The organism is Terrabacter sp. RAF57, from assembly GCF_052113925.1.
GTDB lineage: Bacteria > Actinomycetota > Actinomycetes > Actinomycetales > Dermatophilaceae > Terrabacter.
In genome coordinates, this window is record NZ_JBFRDT010000020.1 from 35,319 (window position 1) to 61,804 (window position 26,486).

At 72.8% G+C, this 26,486-nt stretch carries 20 protein-coding genes and 1 pseudogene; 14 read left to right on the forward strand and 7 right to left on the reverse strand.

Annotated features, from left to right (window positions below; translation table 11 throughout):
* Positions 1-12 precede the first annotated feature (12 nt).
* From AB4Y83_RS18680 to AB4Y83_RS18730, 11 genes are all read left to right on the forward strand, one after another.
* Positions 13-1,362 carry a multicopper oxidase domain-containing protein gene (locus AB4Y83_RS18680; RefSeq protein ID WP_442297795.1) on the forward strand — a complete coding sequence of 450 codons (1,350 nt, stop codon included), beginning with the start codon at positions 13-15 and terminating at the stop codon, positions 1,360-1,362.
* Between the two features lie 11 nt (positions 1,363-1,373).
* On the forward strand, positions 1,374-4,535 hold the full coding sequence (locus AB4Y83_RS18685; RefSeq protein WP_442297796.1) for a multicopper oxidase domain-containing protein: 3,162 nt from the start codon (positions 1,374-1,376) through the stop codon (positions 4,533-4,535).
* A 68-nt stretch (positions 4,536-4,603) separates the two neighbouring features.
* The gene (locus tag AB4Y83_RS18690; protein WP_442274374.1) at positions 4,604-5,128 is read left to right on the forward strand and encodes a hypothetical protein; all 525 of its coding nucleotides are present in this window, start codon (positions 4,604-4,606) and stop codon (positions 5,126-5,128) included.
* 8 nt (positions 5,129-5,136) lie between these two features.
* Positions 5,137-7,074, forward strand: a complete 1,938-nt coding sequence (locus AB4Y83_RS18695) for a copper resistance CopC/CopD family protein (RefSeq protein WP_442297797.1) — start codon at positions 5,137-5,139, stop codon at positions 7,072-7,074.
* A 147-nt stretch (positions 7,075-7,221) separates the two neighbouring features.
* The gene (locus tag AB4Y83_RS18700) at positions 7,222-8,178 is read left to right on the forward strand and encodes a lytic transglycosylase domain-containing protein (RefSeq protein WP_442274372.1); all 957 of its coding nucleotides are present in this window, start codon (positions 7,222-7,224) and stop codon (positions 8,176-8,178) included.
* Between the two features lie 168 nt (positions 8,179-8,346).
* Positions 8,347-10,071 carry a nitrite/sulfite reductase gene (locus AB4Y83_RS18705; RefSeq protein ID WP_442297798.1) on the forward strand — a complete coding sequence of 575 codons (1,725 nt, stop codon included), beginning with the start codon at positions 8,347-8,349 and terminating at the stop codon, positions 10,069-10,071.
* Positions 10,068-10,817 carry a phosphoadenylyl-sulfate reductase gene (locus AB4Y83_RS18710; protein WP_442297799.1) on the forward strand — a complete coding sequence of 250 codons (750 nt, stop codon included), beginning with the start codon at positions 10,068-10,070 and terminating at the stop codon, positions 10,815-10,817. Before AB4Y83_RS18705 ends, AB4Y83_RS18710 begins: the two co-directional genes overlap by 4 nt.
* Entirely contained in the window at positions 10,814-11,806 is a 993-nt protein-coding gene (gene cysD / locus AB4Y83_RS18715) for a sulfate adenylyltransferase subunit CysD (protein ID WP_442297800.1), read from the forward strand. The genes AB4Y83_RS18710 and cysD overlap by 4 nt, the downstream gene beginning before the upstream one ends.
* The gene (locus AB4Y83_RS18720) at positions 11,806-13,182 is read left to right on the forward strand and encodes a sulfate adenylyltransferase subunit 1 (RefSeq protein ID WP_442274368.1); all 1,377 of its coding nucleotides are present in this window, start codon (positions 11,806-11,808) and stop codon (positions 13,180-13,182) included. The genes cysD and AB4Y83_RS18720 overlap by 1 nt, the downstream gene beginning before the upstream one ends.
* On the forward strand, positions 13,170-14,393 hold the full coding sequence (gene cobA, locus AB4Y83_RS18725) for a uroporphyrinogen-III C-methyltransferase (protein WP_442274367.1): 1,224 nt from the start codon (positions 13,170-13,172) through the stop codon (positions 14,391-14,393). Before AB4Y83_RS18720 ends, cobA begins: the two co-directional genes overlap by 13 nt.
* Before the next feature lie 214 nt (positions 14,394-14,607).
* On the forward strand, positions 14,608-14,781 hold the full coding sequence (locus AB4Y83_RS18730) for a hypothetical protein (RefSeq protein WP_156415697.1): 174 nt from the start codon (positions 14,608-14,610) through the stop codon (positions 14,779-14,781).
* Positions 14,782-14,807: 26 nt separating this feature from the next.
* On the opposite strand, the gene AB4Y83_RS18735 is transcribed toward AB4Y83_RS18730, so the two are convergent.
* Positions 14,808-15,362 (reverse strand): hypothetical protein, encoded by a 555-nt coding sequence (locus AB4Y83_RS18735; RefSeq protein WP_442297801.1) that lies wholly within the window; start codon positions 15,360-15,362, stop codon positions 14,808-14,810.
* A gap of 98 nt (positions 15,363-15,460) precedes the next feature.
* Between AB4Y83_RS18735 and AB4Y83_RS18740 the strand changes: the two are divergent.
* Positions 15,461-18,494, forward strand: a pseudogene (locus AB4Y83_RS18740) (alpha-mannosidase).
* A 29-nt stretch (positions 18,495-18,523) separates the two neighbouring features.
* Here AB4Y83_RS18740 and AB4Y83_RS18745 read toward each other — a convergent pair.
* The 3 genes from AB4Y83_RS18745 to AB4Y83_RS18755 form a co-directional block, all read right to left on the reverse strand.
* A complete protein-coding gene (locus tag AB4Y83_RS18745) occupies positions 18,524-19,477 on the reverse strand; it encodes a phosphotransferase enzyme family protein (RefSeq protein ID WP_442274364.1) in 954 nt (317 codons plus the stop codon).
* Between the two features lie 30 nt (positions 19,478-19,507).
* On the reverse strand, positions 19,508-20,107 hold the full coding sequence (locus AB4Y83_RS18750; protein WP_442297802.1) for a hypothetical protein: 600 nt from the start codon (positions 20,105-20,107) through the stop codon (positions 19,508-19,510).
* A 123-nt stretch (positions 20,108-20,230) separates the two neighbouring features.
* Complete coding sequence (locus AB4Y83_RS18755; RefSeq protein ID WP_442297803.1) at positions 20,231-20,623, reverse strand: YciI family protein; 393 nt, start codon at positions 20,621-20,623, stop codon at positions 20,231-20,233.
* A gap of 167 nt (positions 20,624-20,790) precedes the next feature.
* Between AB4Y83_RS18755 and AB4Y83_RS18760 the strand changes: the two genes are divergently transcribed.
* Positions 20,791-21,324, forward strand: coding sequence for an AAA family ATPase (locus AB4Y83_RS18760; protein ID WP_442274361.1), 534 nt, complete (start codon positions 20,791-20,793; stop codon positions 21,322-21,324).
* 72 nt (positions 21,325-21,396) lie between these two features.
* On the opposite strand, the gene AB4Y83_RS18765 is transcribed toward AB4Y83_RS18760, so the two are convergent.
* Positions 21,397-22,680, reverse strand: coding sequence for an MFS transporter (locus tag AB4Y83_RS18765; RefSeq protein WP_442274360.1), 1,284 nt, complete (start codon positions 22,678-22,680; stop codon positions 21,397-21,399).
* A 40-nt stretch (positions 22,681-22,720) separates the two neighbouring features.
* Complete coding sequence (gene argE, locus AB4Y83_RS18770; protein WP_442297804.1) at positions 22,721-23,920, reverse strand: acetylornithine deacetylase; 1,200 nt, start codon at positions 23,918-23,920, stop codon at positions 22,721-22,723.
* A gap of 90 nt (positions 23,921-24,010) precedes the next feature.
* Between argE and AB4Y83_RS18775 the strand changes: the two genes are divergently transcribed.
* A complete protein-coding gene (locus tag AB4Y83_RS18775; RefSeq protein WP_442297805.1) occupies positions 24,011-25,126 on the forward strand; it encodes an Lrp/AsnC family transcriptional regulator in 1,116 nt (371 codons plus the stop codon).
* Positions 25,127-25,347: 221 nt separating this feature from the next.
* On the opposite strand, the gene AB4Y83_RS18780 is transcribed toward AB4Y83_RS18775, so the two are convergent.
* On the reverse strand, positions 25,348-26,370 hold the full coding sequence (locus tag AB4Y83_RS18780; protein ID WP_442297806.1) for an AAA family ATPase: 1,023 nt from the start codon (positions 26,368-26,370) through the stop codon (positions 25,348-25,350).
* Positions 26,371-26,486: the final 116 nt, after the last annotated feature.

Genomic DNA, 26,486 nt, shown 5'->3' on the forward strand with positions numbered 1-26,486 from the left:
CGGAGGACGATCATGCGACTCAACCGATCACGACGCCACCCGGGCGACGCGGCGAGTGCCGCGCGCACCCGACGGCGCACGGGCATCCTCGCGGCCGTCGGCGCCCTCGTCGCCGCCGTGGCCGTCGGCTCGACCGCCGGTGCCCAGGCCGCGACGTCCGAGGGGCTGCTCTGCCAGACGGACCCGCAGCAGACCTTCTCGCTCACCGCGCGGCCGGGCTACGTCTCGACGCCGGACGGCAACTCGATCTACATGTGGGGCTACGGGATGAGCTCCGGACAGTTCCAGCTGCCCGGGCCGGTCCTCTGCGTCACGTCGGGCCAGCCGGTCACCGTCATCCTGCACAACGACCTGCCGGAGGCGACCTCGATCCTCTTCCCGGGCCAGAAGGCGGTCAAGGCGAACGGCAACCCGGCCCAGCCCCAGTTCGACGCCCCCGCTCCGGCCGGCTCCCTCACCTCGATGGTCCAGCCGGCCGGTGCCTCTGGCGGCTCCGTCACGTACACCTTCACGGCGGGCTCGCCCGGGACGTACCTGTACTCGAGCGGCACCGACGTGACGAAGCAGCAGCAGATGGGCCTCTACGGAGCGCTCGTCGTGCGCCCCGCCGGGGCGGCTGGGCAGGTCAACGCCCGCGCCGACTCGGCCTTCAACCCACAGCACGAGTACGTCTTCCTCCTCTCGGAGATCGACCCCGAGGTGCACCTGGCCGTCGAGCGCTCGCAGCCGGTCGACTGGAGCGCCTACAACGCGCGCTACTACCTCATCAACGGCCGCAGCATGCCCGACACCCTGGCGCCCAACAACGCCTCGTGGCTGCCGAGCCAGCCCTACGGCGCCCTCGTGCACATCAAGCCGTACGACCCGACCAGCAACCCGCTCCCCGCGGTCATCCGCTACCTCAACGCGGGACGCGGCAACTACCCCTTCCACCCGCACGGGAGTGACGAACGCGTCGTCAACAAGGACGGCCATGCCCTCCAGGGCACGAGCACCACTGCGCCACAGGATCTCTCGTACCTCAAGTACGACATCGACGTCATGCCCGGCCAGACCGTCGACGCGCTGATGGACTGGCGCGACGTCGAGCAGTGGAACGCGACGACGAACCCGATCCCGACGCAGCTGCCCGTCATCACCGACCAGCTGCTCGTGGGCGCCGACACGTGGTTCAGCGAGAGCCCCTACCTCGGCAACAAGGGCACCTTCCCGTCGAACATCACCGTGAACAACGAGTGCGGCGAGTACTACCACGTGGCCCACAGCCACGCGCTCCAGCAGGCGACCAACTACGGCGCAGCCTTCGGCGGCATGATGACGGTCTTCCGCATCGACCCGCCCGCCGGCTGCCCGACGAGCTGAGGACGACAACGATGACCTCTCGACCCAGCCTCCGGCACCGCCTCGGCGTCTCCGCCGTCGCCGCCGCGCTCGCGACCGTCCCCTTCGCCGCCACGACTGCGTATGCCGTCTCGCCGGCCTCCGTGGCCACGTCGGCCTCCGCGGTCGGCTCCTCCGTCACCACGGCTGTCGTACCCGCGGTTGCGCCGGCGGCGCCGGTCGGCAAGCTGACCCCGAACACGCCCGGCTGCACCGTCACGCCGGCGTCCGCGCCTGACCCGGAGATCGTCGCGTGCGACCTCTGGGCCAAGCCCGGCACGAACCAGGTTCTCGGACAACCGATCCCGATCTGGGGCTACTCGACGACCTCGGCCGGTGCGGCCACCGCGCCCGGCCCGGCCATCATCGCCCGCCAGGGCGACCGGGTCGTGCTGACGCTGCACAACGGCCTCGACGAGCCGACCTCGCTCGCCCTGCCCGGGCAGCCCGCGGCGTCCATCACCGAGGGGCTGCCCAGCGCAGCCGCGACGACGGGCATCGCGCCGGGAGCCACCGCACGCTACGTCTTCACCGCCGGCCGGCCCGGCACGTTCCTCTACGAGGCCGGCCACACCTCGGGCGGAGCCCGTCAGGTGGCGATGGGTCTTGCCGGTGCGCTCGTCGTCCTCGGCGACGGCACGGCATACGGCCAGGCGTACAACGACGAGGCGGTGCTCGTGCTCAGCGAGATCGACCCCGCCCTCAACGCGCACCCGACCACCTTCGACATGCGCGAGTTCCACCCGGCCTACCGGCTCATCAACGGCAAACCCTTCCCGTCGAGTGACCCCGTGCCGACCGACCAGGGCCACACCGTGCTGCTGCGCTACGTCAACGTCGGGTCCGAGCTGCACTCGATGAGCACGCTCGGCGCCGACCAGGTGGTGCTGTCGCACGACGGGCACGGCCTCGCGTTCCCGGAGCCGTCCGTCGTCGTGCCGGTCGACCCCGGCGTCAGCGTCGATGCGCTCGTCACCGTGCCCACCGGACCCGAGTCGAAGGTCGCGGTCTACGAGTCCTCGGCTCGTCTCGACAACGCCGGCCAGAGCACGAACGACCCCCTGTCGGTGGCCTTCGGCGGGATGATGACCTTCTTGGACACGAACGCCCCCGCGCCCTCGAGCGACGGCGTCGGCCCTGTCTCGACCGGCATCAAGGCAGACCCGAACCCGTCGGATGCCACCGGCCCCGTCACCATCACCGCGACGGTGAGTGACGCGACCACGGGTCACGGCACCGTCAGCCAGGCCGAGTTCGTCGTCGACGACGCGGTCACCGTCGGTGTCGGCAGCGGCGTCCCGATGACCGGGACCTGGGGGGTCGAGACCACCACGGTCACCGGCACGATCCCGGCCGTGGCGAGCGCCGCAGACTGCGGGGCGCCCGTGCCTCCCGTCGACCTGCACTGCCTGACGTCGACGAAGCACACGGTGTTCGTGCGCGGTCTCGACGCCGCCGGCAACTGGGGCGTCGTCGGGTCGGTGATCCTCAACGTCGCCAAGTCCGGCCCGCAGACCGTCGCACTCTCGGTGAGCCCGTCGCCCGCCAGCGGCAAGGGCACCGTCACGGTCAACGCGACCGGTGACGACACCGCGGCCGGGGGCACGATCACCGGAGCCGAGTACTTCCTCGGTGCGGCCGCCGGCGCCAACGGCACCGGCCACGCGATGACCCTCAACCGGGTCGCGACGAAGGTCGCCGAGACCGGGACCATCCCGGCCGCGGACGTCCTCGCGCTCGGCGAGGGGACCGCGCAGGTGTGGGTCCACAGCCGCAACTCCCAGAACATCTGGGGCCCGGCCGTGCCCGTCGACCTCACCGTCGACCTCACCGCGCCGGCCGTCAACGCCGCCACCGTCGGGCCCAACCCGACCAATGCGGTGCTCAGCTCGAAGTCCTACCCCGGCTACCTCGTGATCTCTGCCGAGCTGCAGGACCGCGACGCCGGCAACGGGCTCCAGAGCCCGGTGCTCGCCGGCGAGGCCTTCGTCGACCCGACGAGCACGACCCCGACCTTCGGCAAGGGCCTCAGTCTCATCGCCGTCGACGGCGCGTTCGACTCGCCGACGGAGCAGGTCTACGGCCTCATCCCGCTGACCCAGGTCAAGGCGATGACGCCGGGCGAGCACAAGGTCTACGTGCACGGCAAGGACGCCGCCGGCAACTGGGGCAGCCTCACCGCGAGCAACGCCCTCGTGCGCCTCTTCGTCGACAAGACGGCACCGGTGCTCGGCGCCGTGACGGCCTCGCCGAACCCGACCAACGGCTCGGCCACGGTCACGCTCGCCGCGCCGGTGAYGGAGGCCCCGGTCGCGACCTACGTCGGGCCGCGCTTCCAGGGCGCCGAGTTCTGGACCGGCACGACCGACCCCGGCGCCGGCAAGGCGACGCGGGTCCAGGTGACCGACTCGGGGAGCGGCGTCACCGCGGCGATCCCGCTGGCCGGCATCCAGCAGGGCACCGTCTCGTTCAACCTCCGCGTCCAGGACGCGGCGGGCAACTGGAGCAACGCGTCCTCGGTCACGGTCCAGGTGACCCGACCCAACGCGATCTTCAGCGACACGTTCAACGGCAACTCGCTGTCGAGCTGGTCGGTGCGGAACGGAGCGGTCACGACGTCCTTGGCTGCCGGCATACCGCTCGGCTCCGGCAACTACGGCATGGCCGTCACCGGCTCGGCCACCCCGGCGTACGTCACCGACACCACGCCGTCGGCCGAGACGACCTACCGCGCGCAGTTCTCCTTCAACGCCAACACGCTCTCGTCGGGCACCAGCACGACGGCCTGGCTGACGGTGTTCGAGGGGCGCAGCGCCACGGGTCAGTCGTTCGCGGTGCAGTACCACCGCGTCGGCACGGGGGCGGTGACGCTCCGCACCGTGATGAACCGCGCTGCGTTCGGCGCCACGACGAGCAACGCGCTCAGCCTGGCTACGGGCAGCCACACGATCCGCATCGACTGGGTGCAGGGGACGGGCGGGTCTCTGACCCTCCGCGTCGACGGCACCCAGCGTGACCAGCGGCTCGGCAACAACACCGGCACGGCACTGCAGATCGAGACGGCTCGTCTCGGGGTCATCGCCGGCACGACGTCGACCACGGCGGGCACGGCCTGGTTCGACAGCTTCGTCTCCACCCGGAACAGCATCCCCTGATCCGGTCCCACCTCGTGCCGGGGTCACCTGCCCGTGACCCCGGCCGGCAGCATCGGAGGGCAGTCCGAATGAGCACCACCACAGCAGTTCCGCCGGTCCAGCCGGCCGGTCCCTCCGGCCCCGCCGCCCCGTCCACCCGGACGGGTCGGCAGGGTCGGGCCAGGGTCGCGCTCGCCGTCGTCGCCGTCCTCGTCGTCGCGGTCCTCGGTCTCCTCGGGGCCCGTGCGCTGCGAGGCGGCGACGACCCGGGGCGACCGGTCCCGCACTCCGCCGCGATGGAGACGGCCCTCGGCGTCCGCATCTCGCGGGTCGCGGTCGTCGGCGACGGTGGCCTCGTCACCGTCAGCTACGTCGTCCTCGACGTGGACAAGGCGAGCCGCTTCCAGGCCGATGTCAGGCACCCACCGGTGCTGCGCAGCGAGTCCCGCGACGGTTCGACGAACCGCGTCTCGGTCATGCGTCAGGGGCACATCAACCGCGCGGGCGCGACGTACTACTTCGTCTACCAGAACACCGGGGGCGCGCTCCGCGCCGGTGAGGACGTGACGATCGAGTACGGCGGCCTCCGCCTCGAGCACGTCCCGGTGCTCTGATGGGCCTGGTGGGACTGCGACGGGCCCTGCTGGCCCTCGCGGTGACGCTCGGCACGGCCCTGCTCGTCGCTCTCGGCGCCGGCCCCGCCTCGGCCCACGCCTACCTCGCGTCGAGCAACCCGGCCGACGGGGCCAGCCTCGCGGCCGCCCCACGCACCATCGAGCTGCGCTTCACCGAGCACGTCGTCCTCGCCTCGACCGAGATCGTCGTCACCGAGCCGGACGGCCACCGCGTGGCGCCGACGGCGATGACGCTCGTCGAGAGCGACGAGGACCAGGAGGCCCCGGCGACGGTCGTGGCCACGATCCCCGCGCTCGGCGTCGGCGCCTACCACGTGTCCTGGCGGACCCTGTCGAGCGACGACCTCCACGAGTCCGCGGGCATCTTCGCCTTCGGCGTGCAGAGCGAGGTGCAGGCGGCCGGTCCGAGCGAGACGAACCCGGACCTCTTCGAGCTCGTCGGCCGCTGGGCCGTCCTCGCGGGGATCGGGGCCGGGCTCGGCGCCGTCGTCGTCGGGCGCCTGCTGCGCCGCGTGCCGGAGGCGACGAGTGGTATGCCGCGGGCCTGGCTGCGCCGTCAGGCGTTCCGTCTCCTCGTCGTCGGGGCGACCGCGGCCCTGGCGGTTGCGCTCGTCGATCTCGTCCGCTTCGGCGGCGGGGCCTTCACCCCCGGCTACGTGCTGCGGTGGGGGCTGCGCGAGGTGGCCCTGCTCGGAGCGGCGCTCGCCCTCCGACCCGCCCGGCCGGCACCGGGGAGGGTGTCGCGCGACCTCGCAGCCACGACCGCGCTCGTCGGCGCGGGTCTGCTCACCGTGAGCATCGGTCACTTCGGGGTCCGCGGCGGCCCGACGTGGGTCGTCACCTCGACGGCGCACCTCGTCGCCGCCCTCCTGTGGGCGGGCTCGGTGGCCGCCCTCGCGCTGCTCGGCGTGCGCGCCGCGCGGCTGGGACTCTCCCGTTCGGACGTCCGCGCGGTTCTGCGGGGCTTCCGCACTCCCGCGACGGTCTCTGTCGTCGTCGTCGCCGTCACCGGCGTCTACCTCGCGAGCGACGTCGTCGTCTCGGTCGATGCCGTGCTGCTCACCACCTACGGTCGCGTCCTGCTGGCCAAGGTCGCCTTGGCCGGTCTCGTCGGTCTCGTCGCCCTCGCGACCACCCGTGCCCTGCACCCTCGGGGGTTGCAGGACGGTCGGGTCCGCCGGCGGCTCATCGCAGCGGAGGCGCTTGGACTGCTCGTCGTCGCCGCCCTCGGTGGTCTCCTCGCCACGGGGCAGCCCGCCGTCTCTCCCCGTCTCGTCAGCGCGCAGGCACCGAGCGTCATCGACGACCGACCGGTTGCCGACCTCCAGYAGACCGTCGCCCTGCGGCCGAACCGTCCCGGCGCCAGCGTGGCCCTCATCGACGTGCTCGACACCCGTCGCCCGTCCCCCGGGCCGGTCACGGGTGTCTCCCTCACGGTCCGCGGCGGTTCGTCCGGTGGTGTCGAGGCTCGTCCCGCCGCGGCCGAGGCCCCGGTGACGGCGACCGCCGTGACGCCGTCGCGCTGGTCGGCGGCGCTCGAGCTGCCGGCCGGTGGACCGGTCGACGTCGACGTCGTCGTGCACCGGCGCGGTCTCGACGACGTGCGCAGCACCGTGCACTGGGTCGTCGGCCCGAGCTCCTCAGACCCGGCCCCGGTCGTGTCGCGGGCGCCCGTCTCGGGGCTGCTGGCCTCGGCGTCCGCCGCGCTCGCCGTGGCCGCCGTGTTCGGGGCCGCCTGGCTGGTCTGGAGGCGCCGCCGCCGTCCGGCTCCGGCACCGGGTCGTACGCGCGCGGTGGCCGAGCACGGGGCCGCCCGGCCCGCGGCGTCCGCTGCCGCGCCCGCGGCGTCCGCCGTCCCCGGCAGCACCGACGCGGCTCAGGACGAGACCGGTGCTGTCGCCCCACGATCCGCCGCGAGTCGGTGACGGCCGTGGAGCCCTCCCGTCGCGACGAGTCGGGCCGGAGGGCAGGATGGCCCGTGGTCCTGTGGGACTCGGCGTTCGTCGCCGCGGTCGAGGATTTCGCGCTGTACTGGTGAGTGGGCGGCCACGCGCCCGAGGAAGGACACGGACATGTCAGGGGCGACCAGGCGACGACTGACCGCAGCACGAGCCGTGGCCGCCTCCGTCGTCGTGGCGACGGCCCTGGTCGGGTCCGCAGCGCGGGCCGTGGCCGACACCGCGCCGGCCGTGCCGACACCGACCCCGGCGCCCTTGCTCTCACCGCTGGTCCCGGGAGGCGCTGCGGCCACGTCCAGCAGTGATGGCTCGACGCCACCGGCGCCGCAGCTCTTCGACAGCGGGTTCGGCTCTGTCGCAGGCGATCTCGTGCTTCCCGTCTTCGACGAGATCCGCGTCGCGGCTGCGACCCTCGCGCAGGAGGCGCCTCCGGTCATCGCCGCGACCCTCGAGCCGGGGGGCGGGTCGAGCGCCAACCCCACACCGTGGCGACCCAAGGCGGTCATCAAGATCCCCGTCGTCGTCACCGTGCCGCCCAAGGGCGCCACGCGGCCGACCGCGCGCACCCAGGACGAGATCATCTGGGCGGCATACGCCTCCGCCGCGGAGCGGCAGCGTGCCTGCCACATCCCCGTCATGCTGCTCGCCGCCATCGGCGAGGTGGAGTCGTCCTCGCTCCGTGGCCGGACACTCGACGCGTCGCACGACGCCGTCCCGCCGGTCCGGGGTCCGGCGCTCTCGGGCGGCTCCTTCTCGGCGATCCGCGACACTGACGGGGGCCGCTACGACGGCGACCCGGTCTGGGACCGCGCCGTCGGCCCGATGCAGTTCATCCCCGGCACGTGGCGCATCTGGGGCGCCGACGGCAACGGCGACGGCGTCAAGGACCCGCAGAACATCGAGGACGCGGCGCTCGCGGCCGCTAACTACCTCTGCGCCGGTGGTCGCGACCTCTCGCGCCCGGCCGACCTCACGGCGGCGGTGCTCTCCTACAACCACTCGCAGGCGTATCTCTCGACCGTGGTCGGCATCGTCCAGGCCGTCGACTCCGGCCAGCTCGCCGGCCCCTGACCGCGCCACCCCGTCAACCGTCGAAAGGCCACGAACCGGGACCCGGTTCGTGGCCTTTCGACCGTTGACGGGTCGCGGGGTGCCCGGCATTCCCACCGGTTCGGTGGGAAAGGGCCGCACTCTGGACCCGTTTGGGCGAGGATAATCCCTGGTTATACATTCGATTACATGACCGTCACCGACTCCGCGACCGGCACGGCCCCGGTGCGCCCCGGCACCCGCCCGCCCCGCGCCGGCCGCTCCAACGGGCAGTGGAAGGTCGACGGCGCCGAGCCGCTCAACGCCAACGAGACCTGGAAGCAGGAGGACGGCGGGCTCAACGTCCGCGAGCGGATCGAGCAGATCTACTCGCGCGAGGGCTTCGCGTCGATCCCGCCCCAGGACCTCTCGGGGCGCTTCCGCTGGTGGGGTCTCTACACGCAGCGCCGCCCCGGCATCGACGGCGGCCGCACCGCTCAGCTCGACGACACCGAGCTGTCCGACGAGTACTTCATGCTCCGCGTCCGCCTCGACGGCGGCGCGATCAGCCTCGCCCAGCTGCGCGTCCTCGCGGAGATCAGCCACGAGTTCGCCCGCGGCACCGCCGACATCAGCGACCGGCAGAACATCCAGTACCACTGGATCCGCGTCGAGGACGTCCCCGAGATCTGGCGTCGCCTCGAGGCGGTCGGTCTCCAGACGACCGAGGCGTGCGGCGACACCCCCCGCGTCATCCTCGGCAGCCCGCTCGCCGGGGTGGCGCAGGACGAGATCATCGACCCGACGCCCGTCATCGACGAGATCCTCGACCGCTACATCGGCGACCCCGAGCTCGCCAACCTGCCGCGCAAGTTCAAGTCGGCCATCACCGGCCACCCGAGCCTCGACGTCGTGCACGAGATCAACGACATCTCCCTCGTCGGGGTCATCCACCCCGAGATCGGCGCCGGCTACGACCTCTGGGTCGGCGGTGGCCTCTCGACGAGCCCCCGCCTCGCCGAGCGAGTCGGGGTCTTCGTGCGGCCCGAGGAGGCCGCCGAGGTCTGGCACGGCGTCATCCGGATCTTCCGCGACTACGGCTACCGCCGGCTGCGCAACAAGGCCCGCCTCAAGTTCCTCCTCGCCGAGTGGGGCCCCGAGAAGTTCCGCCAGGTGCTCCAGGACGAGTACCTCGGTCGCGAGCTCCCCGACGGCCCGCCGCCGGCGCCCGCCAGCGGCCCCGGCGACCACGTCGGCGTGCACCTGCAGAAGGACGGCAAGCGCTACATCGGCGCGGCGCCGACCGTCGGGCGCATCAGCGGCGACGTGCTCACCGGGCTCGCCGACCTCATGGAGCACGTCGGCTCCGACCGGCTGCGCCTGACCCCGCACCAGAAGCTCGTCGTCCTCGACGTCCCGGGCCGCCTCGTCCGGGGCGCCGTCACCCGCCTGGACAAGCTCGGTCTCAGCACCGCGCCGAGCCCCTTCCGCCGGCACACGATGGCCTGCACCGGCATCGAGTTCTGCAAGCTCGCCATCGTCGAGACCAAGGCGACGGCGGCGACGACGATCGCCGCGCTCGAGCAGCGTCTCGCCGACGTCACCGAGCAGCTCGACACCCCGATCAGCCTCAACGTCAACGGCTGCCCGAACTCGTGCGCCCGCATCCAGGTCGCCGACATCGGTCTCAAGGGCCAGCTCGTGACGATCGACGGTGAGCAGGTGCCCGGCTTCCAGGTGCACCTCGGCGGCGGCCTCGCCTCCGTCGACCGCGACGAGGCCGGCCTCGGACGCACCGTCCGCGGCCTCAAGGTGACGGCCGACGACCTGCCCGACTACGTCGAGCGCGTCGTGCGGACCTTCCTCGACCAGCGCGAGTCCGGCGAGAGCTTCTCGTCGTGGACCCGCCGAGCAGACGAAGGAGCACTCCTGTGACCGCAGTTCCCCTCGCGACGCCCAAGGTCCCGCGCAGGCGGCGCAGCGACGCCGAGCTCAAGGCGATCGTCGACGACTTCAACGCCACGCTCGGCGCCGACCCCGAGCGCGAGCCGACCGCCGACGAGGTCGCGGCGTGGGCGGCGTTCCACTTCGACGGCACCCTCGCGGTGGCCTGCTCGATGGCCGATGCGGTGCTGCCCCACGTCGTCTCGCGCTTCGCGCCGGGCGTCGACGTCCTCTTCCTCGAGACCGGCTACCACTTCTCCGACACGATCGTCACCCGCGACATCGTCGCCGAGGACCTGCCGATCACGCTCGTCAACGTCATGCCCGAGCTGACCGTCGCCGAGCAGGACGAGAAGTACGGCGCCCGCCTCTACGAGCGCGACCCGGCACTGTGCTGCCAGATGCGCAAGGTCGAGCCGCTCGCGCGGACCCTGCCGCTCTACGAGGCCTGGGTCACCGGCGTCCGCCGCGAGGAGGGCCCGACCCGGGCCGACACCCCCCTCGTGACGTGGGACGCCAAGAACGGCCTCGTCAAGATCAACCCGCTCGCGGCATGGACCTTCGACGAGCTCCTCGCGTATGCCGGTGAGCACCAGGTCGAGGTCAACTCCCTCCTCTCCGACGGCTACCCGTCGATCGGCTGCGAGCCGTGCACCCGCCGGGTCGAGCCCGGCGAGGACCCCCGCGCCGGCCGCTGGGCCGGCTTCTCCAAGACCGAGTGCGGACTCCACACATGACGACGACCAGCACCCCCGCCACCCGCGTGACCGCTGACGAGCGCGCCACGGGCGACACGGCATTCGCAAGCGTCCCCGCGGGGGACTCCGACGACCGCCGCCTCACCCACCTCGACGCCCTGGAGGCCGAGGCGATCCTCGTCATCCGCGAGATGGCCGGCGAGCTCGAGCGTCCGGCGCTGCTCTTCAGCGGCGGCAAGGATTCCGTCGTCATGCTCCACCTCGCGACGAAGGCCTTCTGGCCCGCGCCGATCCCCTTCCCGGTGCTGCACGTCGACACGGGCCACAACTTCCCCGAGGTCCTCGCCTACCGCGACGAGACCGTCGAGCGCCTCGGCCTGCGGCTCGTCGTCGCGAGCGTGCAGGACTACATCGACGACGGCCGGCTCCGCGAGCGCGCCGACGGCACTCGCAACCCGCTCCAGACGTTGCCGCTGCTCGACGCCATCAACGACCACCGTTTCGACGGCGTCTTCGGCGGCGGGCGACGCGATGAGGAGAAGGCGCGCGCCAAGGAGCGCATCGTCAGCCTCCGCGACGAGTTCGGCCAGTGGGACCCGAAGAACCAGCGGCCCGAGCTGTGGAACCTCTTCAACCCCAGGCACCGACCGGGCGAGCACGTGCGCGTCTTCCCGATCAGCAACTGGACCGAGGTCGACATCTGGCGCTACATCGACCGCGAGGACATCCCGCTCGCGCCGCTCTACTACGCCCACGAGCGCGAGGTCTTCCAGCGCGACGGCATGTGGCTCGCCGTCGGTYCGGTGAGCCAGCCGCGAGACGACGAGCCCGTCGAGACGCGCCTCGTGCGCTACCGCACCGTCGGCGACATGTCGTGCACCGGGGCCGTCGAGTCCCCGGCGCGCACGAACGCCGAGATCGTCGTCGAGGTGGCCGCCTCGACCCTGACCGAGCGCGGCGCCACGCGCGCTGACGACCGGATCTCCGAGGCCGCCATGGAGGACCGCAAGAAGGAGGGTTACTTCTAGTGACCGCCCCCACCCAGACGACCCCCGTCCTCGACCCGGCCGCCGTTGCCGGTGCCGCCCGCGGCACCCTGCTCCGGCTCGCCACGGCCGGCTCGGTCGACGACGGCAAGTCGACCCTCGTCGGCCGCCTGCTCCACGACACGAAGTCGGTGCTCTCCGACCAGCTCGCCGCCGTCGAGCGGGTCAGCCGCGACCGTGGCCTCACCGCCGCCGACCTCGCGCTGCTCACCGACGGCCTCCGCGCCGAGCGCGAGCAGGGCATCACCATCGACGTCGCCTACCGCTACTTCGCGACGGCCAACCGCTCGTTCGTCCTCGCCGACTGCCCCGGCCACGTGCAGTACACGCGCAACACCGTCACCGGCAGCTCGACGGCCGACGTCGTGGTGCTCCTCGTCGACGCGCGCAAGGGCGTCCTCGAGCAGACCCGCCGCCACCTCGCGGTCACAGCGCTGCTCCGGGTGCCGCACGTCGTCGTCGCCGTCAACAAGATCGACCTCGTCGACTTCTCGCAGGAGGTCTACGACCGCGTCGAGTCCGAGGTGCAGGCCGTGGCCCGCGAGCTCGGGGTCGTCGACGCCATCGCCATCCCGGTCAGCGCCCTCGACGGCGACAACGTCGCCGAGCGCTCACCACGCACCCCCTGGTACGCCGGCCCGAGCCTGCTCGAGCTGCTCGAGGCGCTCCCGCCGTCGGACGACCCGGGGGGCGAGTCCTTCCGACTGCCGGTCCAGCTCGTCATCCGCCCCCAGGGTGCGGCCCGTGACGAGGCGCACCGCGACTACCGGGGGTATGCCGGCCAGGTGGCCTCCGGCGTCGTGCGGGTCGGTGACGAGGTGGTGGCCCTCCCGTCCGGCCGCCGCACGACCGTCGCCGGCATCGACCTCGGTGACCGTGAGCTCCAGGAGGCCTTCGCGCCGCAGTCGGTGACGCTCCGGCTCACCGACGAGATCGACATCTCGCGCGGCGACGTCATCGCCGCGGCCGCCGACGCCCCGGAGCCGACGCAGGACATCAAGGCTGTCGTCTGCTGGCTCGGCGACGCGCCGCTGCGTCCGGCCCAGCGCCTGCTGCTCAAGCACGGCTCGCGCACGGTGCAGACGGCCGTCCGATCGCTCGACGGCGCCCTCGACCTCGACGGACTCCACACCGTCCCCGCAGAATCCCTGTCGCTCAACGACATCGGCCTCGTGACGCTCCGGCTGGCGGCGCCGGTCCCCGTCGAGAACTACTCGACCTCGCGCCGCGGCGGGTCGTTCCTGCTCATCGACGCGCACGACGGACGCACCGTCGCCGCCGGCATGGTGGGCGCGACGCTGCCCACGGCCGCCGACGCCCCGACGCAGCCCGAGGGTGACGAGGAATGGGAGATCTGAAACCGGCCCTGCCGGTCGTCCTCGACCTGACCGGTCGGCTCGTCGTCGCCGTCGGTGGCGGGCCCGTGTCCGCGCGCCGGGTCCGGGCCTTCCTCGACGAGGGCGCGGTCGTACGGGTCGTCGCCCCCTGGCTGTGCGAGGACCTGCACGACCTGGCCGACGCCGGCAGCGTCGAGTGGCTCGAGCGCGACTACGCCGGACCGGCCGACCTCGCCGGCGCGTGGTTCGCCCACACCGCGACGGGCGAGCCGTCCGTCGACCGCGAGGTCGCCGCCGACGCCGAGGCGCTGCGCGTCTGGTGCGTCGACGCCACGGACGCCGTCGGCACGACCGCGAGCGTCGCTGCCCGCGCCGACGTGACGACCCCCGACGGTCGGGTCACCGTGGCTGCGTATGCCGCCGGCGACCCCGGTCTCGCCGTGACGGTCCGCGACGGGGTGGAGCGGGCGCTCGTCTCGGGCACCCTCGACCTGCGCCGCACCCGCACGCACGGCCGTCGCGGCTGGGTGGCGCTCGTCGGCGGCGGCCCGGGCGTCGACGGCCTCCTGACCGCACGCGGCCACGAGCTGCTCGCCTCGGCCGACGTCGTCGTCGTCGACCGTCTCGCGCCCCGCGCCGTCGTCGACCGGCTGCCGGCCTCGGTGCGCGTCATCGACGTCGGCAAGACCCCCGGCAACCACCCGGTGCCGCAGTCGCGCATCAACGACATCCTCGTCGAGGAGGCCCAGCGCGGCCTCGGCGTCGTGCGCCTCAAGGGCGGTGACCCCTACGTCCTCGGACGCGGCGGCGAGGAGCGCGACGCCTGCGAGGCACACGGCATTCGGGTCGAGGTGGTGCCCGGCGTGACGAGCGCTGTCAGCGTGCCCGCGGCGGCCGGCATACCCGTGACCCACCGCGGCGTCGCGCGCGGCTTCACCGTCGTCACGGGCCACGAGGACATCCCGGTGCTCCCGACGGGCGGCGACCACACGCTCGTCCTGCTCATGGGTGTCACCCAGCTCGCCCGCACGACCGAGCTGCTCGCCCGGCACGGCCGGTCGGCCGACTGCCCCGTCGCGGTCGTCGAGCGCGGCTTCGGGCCCGACCAGCGCACCACGGTCGGCACGGTCGGCACCATCGCCGAGCTCGCCCGCGAGCGTGGCGTGCGGTCCCCCGCAGTCGTCGTCGTGGGCGACGTCGTGCGCCTCGGCCCCGACTGGCAGCAGCGCTGACCCGTCCCAGCAGCGCCGCTCCCGCTCACCGACCCCGCAGCGCTCCGGCGCTGCTGAGCCGTACCCCGGCCTCTGAGCCGTACGCCGGCTGCTGGGCACGCCCCGGCGCCGAGCCGCACCCCGCCGCCGAGCGGGCTTGGACGCGCGCCCGCTCTCGGCTATCGTGGTCGTGAACGCATACCCCCATGGGTATATATCGACCAAGGAGATCGACATGTGCCGAGCGGCCACCTGCAAGACCTGCGGCAAGACGACGTGGGCCGGCTGCGGCCAGCACGTCGACCAGGTCATGCGCAACGTACCCGCGGGCCAGCGCTGCCCGGGCCACGCGGAGTCCGAGAAGGCGTCGGGTCCCGGCTTCCTCAGCCGCATCCTCGGTCGAGGCTGAGGCACGCCTCGGCAGGCGCGACCCGCTCAGCCGAGCGCGGCCGCCTGCGCCTCGACGATCGCCGCGAGCTGCGGCCAACGGACCGCCTCGGCCCGCCCGCCGAGCGCCGCCACGACGACCGTGCTGCCGACGACGCACCACACCGTGAGCGTGCGCGAGTGCTCACCATCGAGGACGAACGCCTGCTCGGCCGCCTCCACGTGCGTCGTGCCGGCGACCTCGGGCGCCGCGACCGCCCGCAGCTCGCCGACGTCGGAGAGGCCCTTGCTCTGCGGCATCGTCCTCGGGAGCGCGCGCAGCTCGGTGAGGGCCGCACGGGCGTCCTCCGGTGACGCGAAGGGGATGACCTGGATGAAGAGGTCGGCCCGGCCGACCTCCTGGTAGCCGCGCACGCTCGTGACCGAGCGGATCGCGCGTGCCCGGGTGATGGCCTCGCTCGTGCTGCCGCTCGCCCCGGTGCGATAGGTCCGTCCACCGCGTGCGACCCACGGGCCGCCGGGCACGTCGCCCGCCGACAGGCAGGCGTTGCGCGAGCCGATCGACCTGACCTGCGCGAGCATGAGGCGTCCGATGTTCGTCACGCGGTCACGATATGCCGGGGGTCGCCACTCGTGCGGGCATCCGTCGGGGTCGTGTCGACGGACCGACCCCCGTGGACCCGCACTCCCGAGAGGCAGCCATGCACGACGACATCCCCCTGACCGTGGGGCGCGTGACGCGCGTCCTCACGGAGCGCATCCTCCCGGCCGTCCATGCCGAGTCCGTGCCGCTCACGGCCCAGTGGCACGAGCTGCCCGGCGAGCCGGTGTCGCCGGCCGAGGGCCTCGCCCTCGACTACACGCCGTATGCCGTCGGGACCCCGTGGGGCGCCGCCTGGGGCACGACGTGGTTCCGGCTCACCGGGGAGGTGCCGGCGCACTGGGCCGGACGCCGCGTCGAGGTCGTCGCCGACCTCGGCTTCGACCGCGACATGACGGGCTTCCAGTGCGAGGGACTCGTCTACCGCGCCGACGGCACGCCGGTGAAGTCGCTCAACCCGCGCAACCAGTGGGTCCTCGTCGCCGAGGAGGCGGCGGCCGGGCAGGCCGTCGAGCTCTACGTCGAGGCCGCCTCGAACCCGATCCTCGTCGCGGGCAACCCCTTCGTGCCGACTCGCGAGGGGCGACATCGTCACGAGCTCGTCGACGCGCCTCTACACGACGGGTCGCCTCGACCTCGCGGTCTTCGAGCGCGACGTCTTCGAGCTCGCGCTCGACGTCCAGGTGCTCCTCGAGCTGCAGGCCGAGCTGCCGCCCGGACCGCGGCGCATGCAGGTGCTCCAGGCCCTCGACGAGGCCATGGACCGTCTCGACCTCCAGCACGTGGCGTCGACGGCCGGGGACGCGCGCGCCGCCCTCGTCGACGTGCTCGCCCGCCCCGCCGAGGCGAGCGCGCACGAGATCTCCGCCGTCGGCCACGCCCACATCGACAGCGCCTGGCTGTGGCCCGTGCGCGAGACGATCCGCAAGGTCGCCCGGACGACCGCGTCGATGACGACGCTCATCGACGAGACCGACGACTTCGTCTACGGCATGTCGAGCGCCCAGCAGTACGCGTGGATCAAGGAGCACCGACCCGAGGTCTGGGATCGGGTCAAGGCAGCCGTCGACGCCGGCCGCTTCGTGCCGCTCGGCGGCATGTGGGTCGAGAGCGACACGGTCATGCCGTCCGGCGAGTCGCTGGTGCGCCAGTTCCTCCACGGCCAGCGCTTCTTCGAGACCGAGCTCGGCATCCGGTGCCGCGGCGTCTGGCTGCCCGACAGCTTCGGCTACTCGCCCGCCCTGCCACAGCTGATGCGCCGGGCCGGCTTCGAGTGGTTCTTCACCCAGAAGATCTCGTGGAACCAGGTCAACACCTTCCCGCACCACACCTTCCTCTGGGAGGGCATCGACGGCTCCCGCGTCCTCAGCCACTTCCCGCCGATGGACACCTACAACGCGCAGCTGTCCGGCGCAGAGGTGGCCCTGGCCTCGCGCCAGTTCCGCGAGAGCCGCGTCGCCACCGGCTCGATCGCACCCGTCGGCTGGGGCGACGGCGGAGGGGGCACGACCCGCGAGATGACGGGCAAGGCGAGCCGCCTCGCCGACCTCGAGGGCAGCCCGAGGGTGCGCTGGGAGCACCCCGACGCCTTCTTCGACCGCACCCGTGAGCAGCTGTCGCAGGCGCCCGTCTGGGTCGGGGAGCTCTACCTCGAGCTGCACCGGGCGACGCTGACGTCGCAGCACCGCACGAAGCAGGGCAACCGCCGCACCGAGCACCTGCTCGTCGAGGCGGAGCTGTGGGCGGCCACGGCCGCCGTGCGGACGGGGACGGCATACCCCCACGACGAGCTCGACGCGCTGTGGCAGCAGGTGCTGCTCCAGCAGTTCCACGACATCCTGCCCGGGACGTCGATCGCCTGGGTGCACCGCGAGGCGGTCGAGCAGTACGCCCGTGTCACCGAGGCGGCCGAGGCGATCATCGCGCGCTCCCTCGCGGCGCTCGTCGGTGAGGGCGACACGGCCCTCGAGGCCAACGCCGCGCCCTTCGAGCGTGCCGGGGTGCCGGCCGGCGGCGCCGTCGAGCGGGAGTCGCGGACCGACGAGCCGGGGGCGTATGCCGTGTCGCTGAGCGAGCGCGACGGCGGCTGGGTGCTCGACAACGGCGTCGTCGCGGTGACCGTGTCGGCCGAGGGACTCGTCACCTCGGCCGTCGACCTCGCGACGGCACGCGACGCCATCGCACCGGGGCGCGAGGGCAACCTCCTCCAGCTGCACGAGGACGTCCCGAACCGCTGGGACGCGTGGGACGTCGACCGCTACTACCGCAACCGGGTCACCGACCTGCGCGACGTGAGCGTGCTGTCGGCGGCGGTCGACGACGAGGGCGTGGCGCGGGTCGTCGTCGAGCGTCACCTCTCAGCGGACTCGACCGTGCGACAGGAGCTCTCGCTCGCACCGGGAGCCCGGCTGCTCGAGATCTCGCAGGAGACCGACTGGCATGAGACGGAGACGTTCCTCAAGGTCGCCTTCCCGCTCGACGTGCGCGCCGAGCACGTCGCCGCCGAGACGCAGTTCGGCTTCCACCGCCGGGTCACGCACACGAACACGAGCTGGGAGGCGGCGAAGTTCGAGACGTCCATGCACCGCTTCGTGCTCGCCGAGGAGCGCGGCTTCGGGGTCGCGCTCGTCAACGACTCGACCTACGGCCACGACGTGACCCGCGACGTCGTCGGTGACGACGTCGTCACGACGGTGCGGCTGTCGCTGCTGCGCGCCCCGCGCTTCCCCGACCCCGAGACCGACCAGGGCGTGCAGACCCACCRCTACGGGCTCGTCATCGGCGCCGACGCCGAGGTCGCCACGCGCGAGGGCGCGCTCATGGGGACGCCACCCCGGCGGCTGACAGGCGCTCGCCGTGTCGCTCCGCTCGTCACCGCTACGGGTGAGGGCATCGTCGTGTCGAGCGTCAAGGAGGCCGCCGACCGCTCCGGCGACCTCGTCGTCCGGGTCTACGAGTCGCTCGGGGGCCGCGCCCGGGGCACGCTGCGGCTCGACCTCCCGGTGGCCGCGGTGACGACCGTGTCCCTGCTGGAGGAGCCGCTCGACGACGGCGAGGTGGTGGTCGTCGACGGCGAGGTGCCCGTCGTGCTGAGCGCGTTCGAGGTGCGGACCTTCAGGGTCGCTCGCGCCTGAGCCCAGCCGCGCAGCGGTGCTCTCCGACGTCAGGTGACGGCGGCGAGCACCCGGTCGATGCGCGGCAGCGTCACCGGGTCGTCGGGGATCTCGAGGAACCAGGCGGCGAGGCGCTCGCGTTCCGGCTCGCTGCTCGCACCGACCCAGCGCGAGCAGGCGAGCTGGCCGATGTGGGCCTGCTCGGCGACGAGCATGGTGAAGTGGCCGCGGCGGGTGACCCGCCCCGGTCCTCCGGCCGCGCGGTATGCCGTGTGCAGCCGCCGGGCGCGGGCCGGGTCGTCGTCGCCGAACTCGAAGAGCACCATGGCGAGCTCCTGGCTCGGGTCGGCCGGGCCGAGGTTCTCGAAGTCGATGACGCAGACCTCACCGCCGGACGTGGCGAGCACGTTGTCGGCCCAGAGGTCGCGGTGGCAGACGATGGGCGACTCGTGCGGCTCGACGACCGACTCGACGGCGACGAGCTCGTCGACGAGCGCGCCGAGCTGCCCGGCGAACGGTGCACCCTCCTCGAGGACCCGCTGGTGCAGGTCGCGCCACCGCTGCTCGCCGAAGCCCGTCGCGAACCAGTTGTCGACGGCCTCGTCCGACGGCTCGCCCGCCCGGTGCAGCCCCGCGAGCGTGCGCCCGACCGCGACCGGGTCGAGCCGACGGGTCCGCGGCTGTAGGTCGACCCACTCGAAGACCCGGACGGCCGTCTCGCCGTCCGCGGTGGCGACGGTCGTGGCCACGTCCCCGGTGGTCGTGCGCAGGATCCGCGGCGTGACGACACCCTGCTCTCGGGCGGCCGCGACGAGGTCGGCGTCCCTCGAGGCCTCGCCGAGGTCGGGCGTGGCGAACCACTCCTTGACGGCGTGACTGCCGTGACCGGTGTCGAGCCGCCACACCTGGCCGAGCTGGCCGCGCGCGACCGGGCCGGTCAGGCTCGCGGTCCCGTCGAGACCGTAGGCGTCGGCGACCTCTCGGGCCGCTGAGGGGGTGAGCATCGGATCCCGTTCGCGCTCAGGCGATCCCGGTCACGGCAGGAGGCGCCAGACGGCGACGCCCACCGTGACGACGGCGAGTGCGAGGGAGGCCCAGCCGAGGGGTGATCGGCCGGACCGCCCGCGACCGAGGAGGAGCAGCAGCGCCGCGAGGACCGACAGGACGGCTGCGACGACCGTCTCCTCGGCGCCGAGGTCGATGGTCCGGATGAGGATCGTGTCGGTGACGCCGTGACGGGTCAGGAAGCCGAGGATGCGGATGACAACGAAGAGCCACCAGCCGACCGTGATCCAGAAGAGCGCCACACCGATCTGCCCGAGCAGCGGGTCGACGGTCTCGTCGTTGACCCGGCTGGGAGCAGAGGCGGCCGGCCAAACCGGCTGTCCGGCATACGGATTCGGCGGCACGGGGGGAGCAGACGGCTGTGGGGAGGGCCACGACGGGTCGGCCGTCGGCAGCTCACGCGTCGGCTCGAAGACGGGGATGGCCTGCGTCGGCGCCGCAGCCGCAGGTGTCGTGGGTCCGGCCGCGCCGGCGCCCGGACCGCGCGGCACGTTGGGCACGGGGACGGTGAACTGCTCGTCCGGGCCCGTCGGCCCGGTGGACCCGCCTGACACGGGGGTGTCGCTCATGGCGACAACGTACCTCGCGACCCGGCGCCCCGGCGGGATCGTCAGCGCCCGGAAGGCACGGAGGACTGCCCGACCGTCAGTGCGGGAAGGACGTCCACGTGTCGTCCGTGGTCCGCCCGTCGGTCAGGCGTCGACGGGCGGAGGCCCGGCGAGCGGACGCACCTCGATGGGGACGTCCGTCGGCGCCCCACCCGGCCCGGGCGACGACGACGCCTTCGCCGCGATGGCATACGCCCGTTCCTCGCTGTCGCACTCGACGACCCAGAAGCCGATGAGGAACTCCCGACCCTCGGGGAACGGCCCGTCGCTGACGGTGGGCGCCCCGTCGGCGTGGCGCACGATCCGTGCCTGGTCGGGCCACGCGAGCCCGGCGTTGAAGACCATCTCGCCGTTTTCCTCGAGCTCCCGGTCGAACGACCGCTGGAACTCGATCATGTTCGCGATGTCTGTCTGGCTCCACTCCAGCACCTCGCGACCGTCGTCGTGCCCCACGTGCATCATCAGCATGAACCTCATCGCGACCTCCTTCGACGCTGCCGGTGCTCCGATGTCGACACTAGCCATGGGTCGCTGCTCGCGGAGGGAGAGACGTCGTCGGCGTCGTCGGCGACTGACCGGACAGGGCCGACCCCCGGCGAGGCGTCGACGATGATGGGACGAAACGCTCGCACGGAAGGTGATCGATGAGCCCCCCGACCCTGTTCCTGACCGTGGGACTGCCCGGCACCGGCAAGACCACCGCCGCCCGGCGCCTCGAGGTCGAGCAGCGGGCCCTCCGACTGACGAAGGACGAGTGGGTCAAGGCGCTCTACGGGCAGGACAACCCGCCGTCGGCCCAGGACGTCATCGAGGGCCGGCTCATCGAGGTCGGCCTGCGCGCCCTCGAGCTCGGCACCAACGTCGTCATCGACTACGGACTGTGGGCCCGGGACGAGCGCTCCGCCCTGCGGCAGGCTGCAGCCGACCGGGCTGCGGGGGTGGAGATCCACTACTTCGAGCTGACCCGGGCCGAGCAGCGTCGTCGTCTGGAGCTGCGCCTGGCCGAGGCGTCGCACACGACGTGGCACATGTCCGACGAGGAGCTCGACGCGTGGGCCTCGAGCATCGAGGTCCCGACGTCCGGTGAGCTCGACGGCAGCGAACCCGTCGACGACCCTCCGGCGGGGTTCGCCTCCTGGGCGGACTGGCGCGCCCGTCGCTGGCCGGCCTCCGTCTGAGACACGCCAGAGCGGGGGCGTATGCCGTCCGCGACGTCGCGCGAGCACGCCGACGCCGCGGACGGCGGGCGCTCAGGCGGCGCCGTAGCGTCGGCGGGCCACCGTCAGGCCGACGAGCGAGATCACGGCGACCACCATGTAGTAGACGCTTGGGGCGTTGAGCGAGCCGGTGAGGCCGATGAGCCAGGTCAGCACGAGCGGGGCGATGCCGCCCATGACCGTGACGCCGACGTTGTAGGCGACGGAGACGCCGGTGGCCCGCACGTCGCTCGGGAAGAGCGTGGTCAGCAGGGCCGGCAGAGGGCCGAAGTAGAAGGCCATGATGACGCCGAGGAGCCCGATCGACACGACGAGGACCGGGACGGTCGGCGAGGCGATGACGATCGCGAAGAGCGGCCACGCGAGCACGAGCGCGCCCACGGCTGCCCACACCATGACCCGGGCCGGTCCGACGCGGTCGGCCAGCCGGCCCACGAGCGGCACCCCGACCATCGTCACGACGCCCGCGACCACGCCGCCGAGGTAGGCGGCGCTCGCGGGGACGCCGAGGTTCTTCACGGCATACGTCGGCATGAAGAGGATGAGGTAGACCGAGATGGTGGCGACGCCGACGCAGGCCGAGCCGGTGACCACCCGTCCCAGGTGCTCGGTGAAGGTCGCGCGGATCGGCGCCTCGTTCGGGGTGTTCTCGGTGAACTCCTTGGGCTCCGTGAGGTGCGCACGGATGTAGAGGCCGACGGGCCCGATGAGGCACCCGATGACGAACGGGATGCGCCAGCCCCAGGAGTAGAGGTCCTCCTTGGACAGCTGGGTGAAGAGCACGTAGCCGAACGCCGACGCGAGGAACATCGAGATGCCCTGGCTCGCCACCTGCCAGGAGGCGTAGTAGGCCTTGCGGTGGGGTGCGGTCTCGACGAGGAACGTCGTCGCCGAGCCGAACTCGCCGCCCGCCGAGAAGCCCTGGACGAGCCGTGAGACGAGGATGATGACCCCGGCCCAGGCGCCGACCATGGCGTGGGTGGGCGCTGCGGCCATGAGGACGGTGCCGACCATCATGAGCAGGAGGGTCAGGGTCAGCGCCTTCTTGCGTCCGTGCCGGTCGCCGTAGCCCCCGATGAGCATCCCACCGAGCGGCCGGACGAGGTAGGAGATGGCGAACGTCGCGAACGTCAGGATCAGGCCCAGGGTCTGGTCGCCCTCGGGGAAGAAGTTCTCGGCGATGACGATGGCGAACGAGGCGTAGACGATGATGTCGAACCACTCGAGCGCGGCGCCGATGGAGCTGCTCAGCACCGCCTTGCGGGCTTCGGCCAGGCGTTCGGGAGTCACGTCTGTCGGTGTGGCGGTCAGGGTCATGGTGCTCCTTCGGGACGGCGTGGGAGGTCGGGCGCGCAGGTCAGGCGCTGAGGTGGGTCAGGAGGTTGGCGAGGAACGCGTCGCAGCGCTCGATCTGGTCGATCTCGACGAACTCGTCGGGCGCGTGGGCCTGCGCGATGTCGCCGGGGCCGCAGACGACGGTCGGGATGCCGGCCCCCTGGAAGAGTCCGGCCTCGGTGCCGTAGGCCACCTTCTCGGTGGAGGCCTCGCCGCCGAGCCGGGTCACGAGGTCGATGACCTCCTCGTCGTCCGGGGTGTCGAGGCCGGGGGCCTGGGCGCCGATCGACACCTCGACGCGGGCGTCGGGGTGCTCGCGCCGCATCTCGGCCTCGATGCGACGCGCCTCGGCGCGGAAGGCCTCGACGGTCGCGTCGACGTCCACCGCGCCGACCGCGCGGAACTCGAAGGTGAGCGAGCACTCGGCCGGGACGGTGTTGACCGCGATCCCGCCCTCGATCTGGTTCACCGTCGCCGTCGTGAACGGCACGTCGTAGTGCTCGTCGAACGGGCCGTCGGTGCGGAAGCCGTCGGCGACGCCACGGACGAAGCGGACGAGCTGGGCGGCATACTCGATCGCGTTGACGCCGAAGGGCGTCCGCGAGGAGTGGGCCGCGACGCCGTGGAAGGTCACCTGCAGCATCGTCAGCGACTTGTGGCCGCGGATCACCCGCATGCTCGTCGGCTCTCCGACGATGCAGGCGCGGGGGCTCAGCCCGCGCTCGACGATCGCGCCGACGAGCGAGACGGCGCCGACGCAGCCGACCTCCTCGTCGTAGGACAGGGCCAGGTGCACCGGCTCACGGAGCGGCGTCGTGCTCAGGGCCGGAACGGTGGCGAGGACGGAACCGATGAAGGCCTTCATGTCGCAGGAGCCGCGGCCGTAGAGACGGCCGTCGCGGATCTCGGGGACGAACGGCTCACTGGCCCAGTCCTGCCCGTCGACCGGCACGACGTCGGTGTGGCCCGACAGGACCACGCCCCCGGTGGTCGTGCCGTCCGCCGCCGGGATGGTGGCGAGCAGGTTGGCCTTGGTCCCGTCGTCGTTCGTGATGAGGATGGGCTCGACGCCGTGCTCCCGCAGGTGCGCGGCGACGAGGTCGATGAGCGGCAGGTTGCTGTCGCGGCTCGTCGTGTCGATCTCCATGAGCCGCGTGGTCCAGTCGAGACCGGACGGCTGGGTCGGTCGCGTCATCTCGCGGGTCGCGCCTTCGGGCGGCATGCGTCGCTCCTGTGTCGGTCGTGCGTGCTGAGGACGGTGTGGCGTCGGGAAGCCTTGAGCGGGCCGCACCAGTGACCGAGAATGGCAGCCATGCCACGAAGAGCCGCGACTGCGCAGGATCTCGTGACGAGTGCTGAGATTCCGCAGGATTCCGCCGCACGCGCCGACGAGCTGGACCTGGCGATCGTCAACTGCCTCCAGCTGCAGCCTCGCGCGTCGTGGACGCTCGTCGGCGAGGCGCTCGACGTCGACCCGGTGACGGTGGCCCGGCGCTGGCAGCGACTCTCGTCGGCGGGCATCGCCTGGGTGTCCGGGCGGGCGACCGGGCAGGGGCGCCCCGAGTCGTGCCTCGCCGTCGTCGAGCTGAGCTGCAGCGCTGCCCAGACACTGGCCATTGCGCGGCAGGTCACCGAGCTGCCCCACGTGCTCAGCGTCGAGCACACGAGCGGTCCCCGGTCGCTGACGATCCTCGTCGAGGTGCGCGACCTCGCGTTCCTCTCCCGCTTCCTCCTCGAGTCGGTCGGCACGATCCCCGGCGTCGTCGCGACGAGCAGCCACGCGGTGACGAAGGTCTACTCGATGGGCGACCACTGGCAGTTGCACGTGCTCGACGCCTCGCAGCGCGCCGTCATGATGCGGGCGCCGCAGCCGCGTCTCGACGGCCTGACGTCCGAGCAGACCGACCTCGCCCGCGGCTACGACGCCGTCGAGCGGCAGCTGATCCTGCTGCTCGGCGAGGACGGCCGGATGCCGGTGGCCGCCATGGCCGCACGCGCCGGCCTCAGCGAGAGCACGGTCCGGCGCCGGCTCGCCGATCTTGTCGGCAACGGTCGTGTCGTCCTCCGCTGCGACATGGCGCTGCCCGACTCGGGCTGGCCCGTCATCAGCTGGCTCTGGGCCTACGCCGACGCCGGCGACATCGAGGCCGTGGCGACGACGCTCCGGCGCCTGCCGGGGATCCGGGTGTGCTGGCGCATCTCCGGCGGGCGCCCCAACCTCATGATCGCCCTGACGACCCACTCGCTGACCGAGCTGTCGCACGTCGAGGCGCGGCTCGCCGCGGAGGTGCCGCAGATGACGATCCACGACCGGTCCATGGTGCTCCGCTCGATCAAGAGGATGGGCCGCGAGCTCGACCTCGACGGCCGCAGCGTCCGCTCGGTGCCGCTCGACATCTGGGCCGACGCGGCCGGCCGGCCGCACTGACGCTCGTCGACCGATGGCGTATGCCGTCCGCGACCTCGGGTGGGCGAGTCGCCACAGGTGGCCGTCGCGAACCGCCGCGGCTTGCCCGGACCGAGGGCGGCCGCATCGGGCACCGACTCGACGACGACGTGCTGGCTCGAGACGTGGCCGAGCCCCGTGCGTGCCTGCTCCCCTGACGTGGGCACGCACGCGATTCTGCCAGCCGGGTCGCGACCGGTCCGTCAGCCCACCGGGTCGGCGAGGTCCCAGCCCTCGGCGACGACCTCGTCGACGGCGGCGGTGGCCGCGGCCAGTCGCTCGTCGCGCGTGCCCCGCACCTCGACCCACGGCACGCGGCGGCCCGCGAGCTCCTCGCGGAACCGACCCTGCATCCACGCGCGCCCGTGCTCGCCGTCGCGCATCCCGTCCGGGACGAAGGGGATCTCGTCGCCGGTCAGGAGGTAGAGGGCCGGAGTCGGGCGGGCGTCGGCGAGGGCCCGCACCCTGGGCGACGGGGCGCCGACGTGGCGCTCGTGCAGGAGCGTCGTCGCGAAGGCGTCGCTGTCGCAGACGAGCAGTGGTCGCGGTGCGGCGGCGGCCGCCGCGTCCTCGAGGGCGGCCTGCTCGCGGGCCACGAGCTCGAACTCGGCGGCGTGCCACGGCCCGGTCAGCCCGCCGGCTCGCCGCTCGCTCCACTCACGCCAGAACTCGGGGACGACCGTCGTGCCGTAGTGCGCGCCCAAGGCGTCGGCCAGCGTCGTCGCGCCCGTCGATCCGGCGCCCACGACGACGATGCGCTTGGCGAACCACGCCCGGACCGGCGACGGCAGCGCCCACCAGGAGCCCGCGACGTCCGCGCGCACGGCGGTGCCCGAGATCGCGGTCGAGGCCCGCCCCGGGTCGACCTGCACCCACGTCGCGCCGAGCCGGCGGGCCATCTCCGCGCCGTACGCGTCGCTCGTGAAGACCGCGTCCACGGGAGCGTCGAGGTGCGACTCGATGACGTCCATGTGCAGGTCCCAGACCTCCGGCGAGTCGAAGTCGACGTCGTGGTCGTCCGGGGCCGCGACGACGCGCGCCGTCGGGTGCTCGGCCTGCACCCAGCCCACGCGGACGTCGACGGGGATCGACTCGACGGTGTGCGCCATGACCTCGACGGTGACGCGGTCGCACGAGCTCGTCGCCGCCCGCACGAGCGCCTGGTGGCCGGCGTGGAAGGGGTAGAACTTCCCGATGACGAGCCCGTGCCCGTGACGCCCGGTCATCGTCCGCGCACGACGAGGGCCACGCATACGGCACCCGTGGGGAAGCCCGCCACCTCGATCCGGTCCATGGCAGGAGAACGTACCGGGACGACCAGCCCGAAGTCGCCGACGGAGCC

Bases quoted from the DNA above. Each gene is read 5' to 3' on its own strand.
- AB4Y83_RS18780 (WP_442297806.1), bottom strand. From the start codon at position 26,370: ATGACCGGGCGTCACGGGCACGGGCTCGTCATCGGGAAGTTCTACCCC.
- cobA (WP_442274367.1), top strand. From the start codon at position 13,170: ATGGGAGATCTGAAACCGGCCCTGCCGGTCGTCCTCGACCTGACCGGT.
- AB4Y83_RS18700 (WP_442274372.1), top strand. From the start codon at position 7,222: ATGTCAGGGGCGACCAGGCGACGACTGACCGCAGCACGAGCCGTGGCC.
- argE (WP_442297804.1), bottom strand. From the start codon at position 23,920: ATGCCGCCCGAAGGCGCGACCCGCGAGATGACGCGACCGACCCAGCCG.
- AB4Y83_RS18750 (WP_442297802.1), bottom strand. From the start codon at position 20,107: ATGAGCGACACCCCCGTGTCAGGCGGGTCCACCGGGCCGACGGGCCCG.
- AB4Y83_RS18705 (WP_442297798.1), top strand. From the start codon at position 8,347: ATGACCGTCACCGACTCCGCGACCGGCACGGCCCCGGTGCGCCCCGGC.
- AB4Y83_RS18745 (WP_442274364.1), bottom strand. From the start codon at position 19,477: ATGCTCACCCCCTCAGCGGCCCGAGAGGTCGCCGACGCCTACGGTCTC.
- AB4Y83_RS18680 (WP_442297795.1), top strand. From the start codon at position 13: ATGCGACTCAACCGATCACGACGCCACCCGGGCGACGCGGCGAGTGCC.
- AB4Y83_RS18690 (WP_442274374.1), top strand. From the start codon at position 4,604: ATGAGCACCACCACAGCAGTTCCGCCGGTCCAGCCGGCCGGTCCCTCC.
- AB4Y83_RS18775 (WP_442297805.1), top strand. From the start codon at position 24,011: ATGCCACGAAGAGCCGCGACTGCGCAGGATCTCGTGACGAGTGCTGAG.
- AB4Y83_RS18765 (WP_442274360.1), bottom strand. From the start codon at position 22,680: ATGACCCTGACCGCCACACCGACAGACGTGACTCCCGAACGCCTGGCC.
- AB4Y83_RS18730 (WP_156415697.1), top strand. From the start codon at position 14,608: ATGTGCCGAGCGGCCACCTGCAAGACCTGCGGCAAGACGACGTGGGCC.
- AB4Y83_RS18755 (WP_442297803.1), bottom strand. From the start codon at position 20,623: ATGAGGTTCATGCTGATGATGCACGTGGGGCACGACGACGGTCGCGAG.
- AB4Y83_RS18760 (WP_442274361.1), top strand. From the start codon at position 20,791: ATGAGCCCCCCGACCCTGTTCCTGACCGTGGGACTGCCCGGCACCGGC.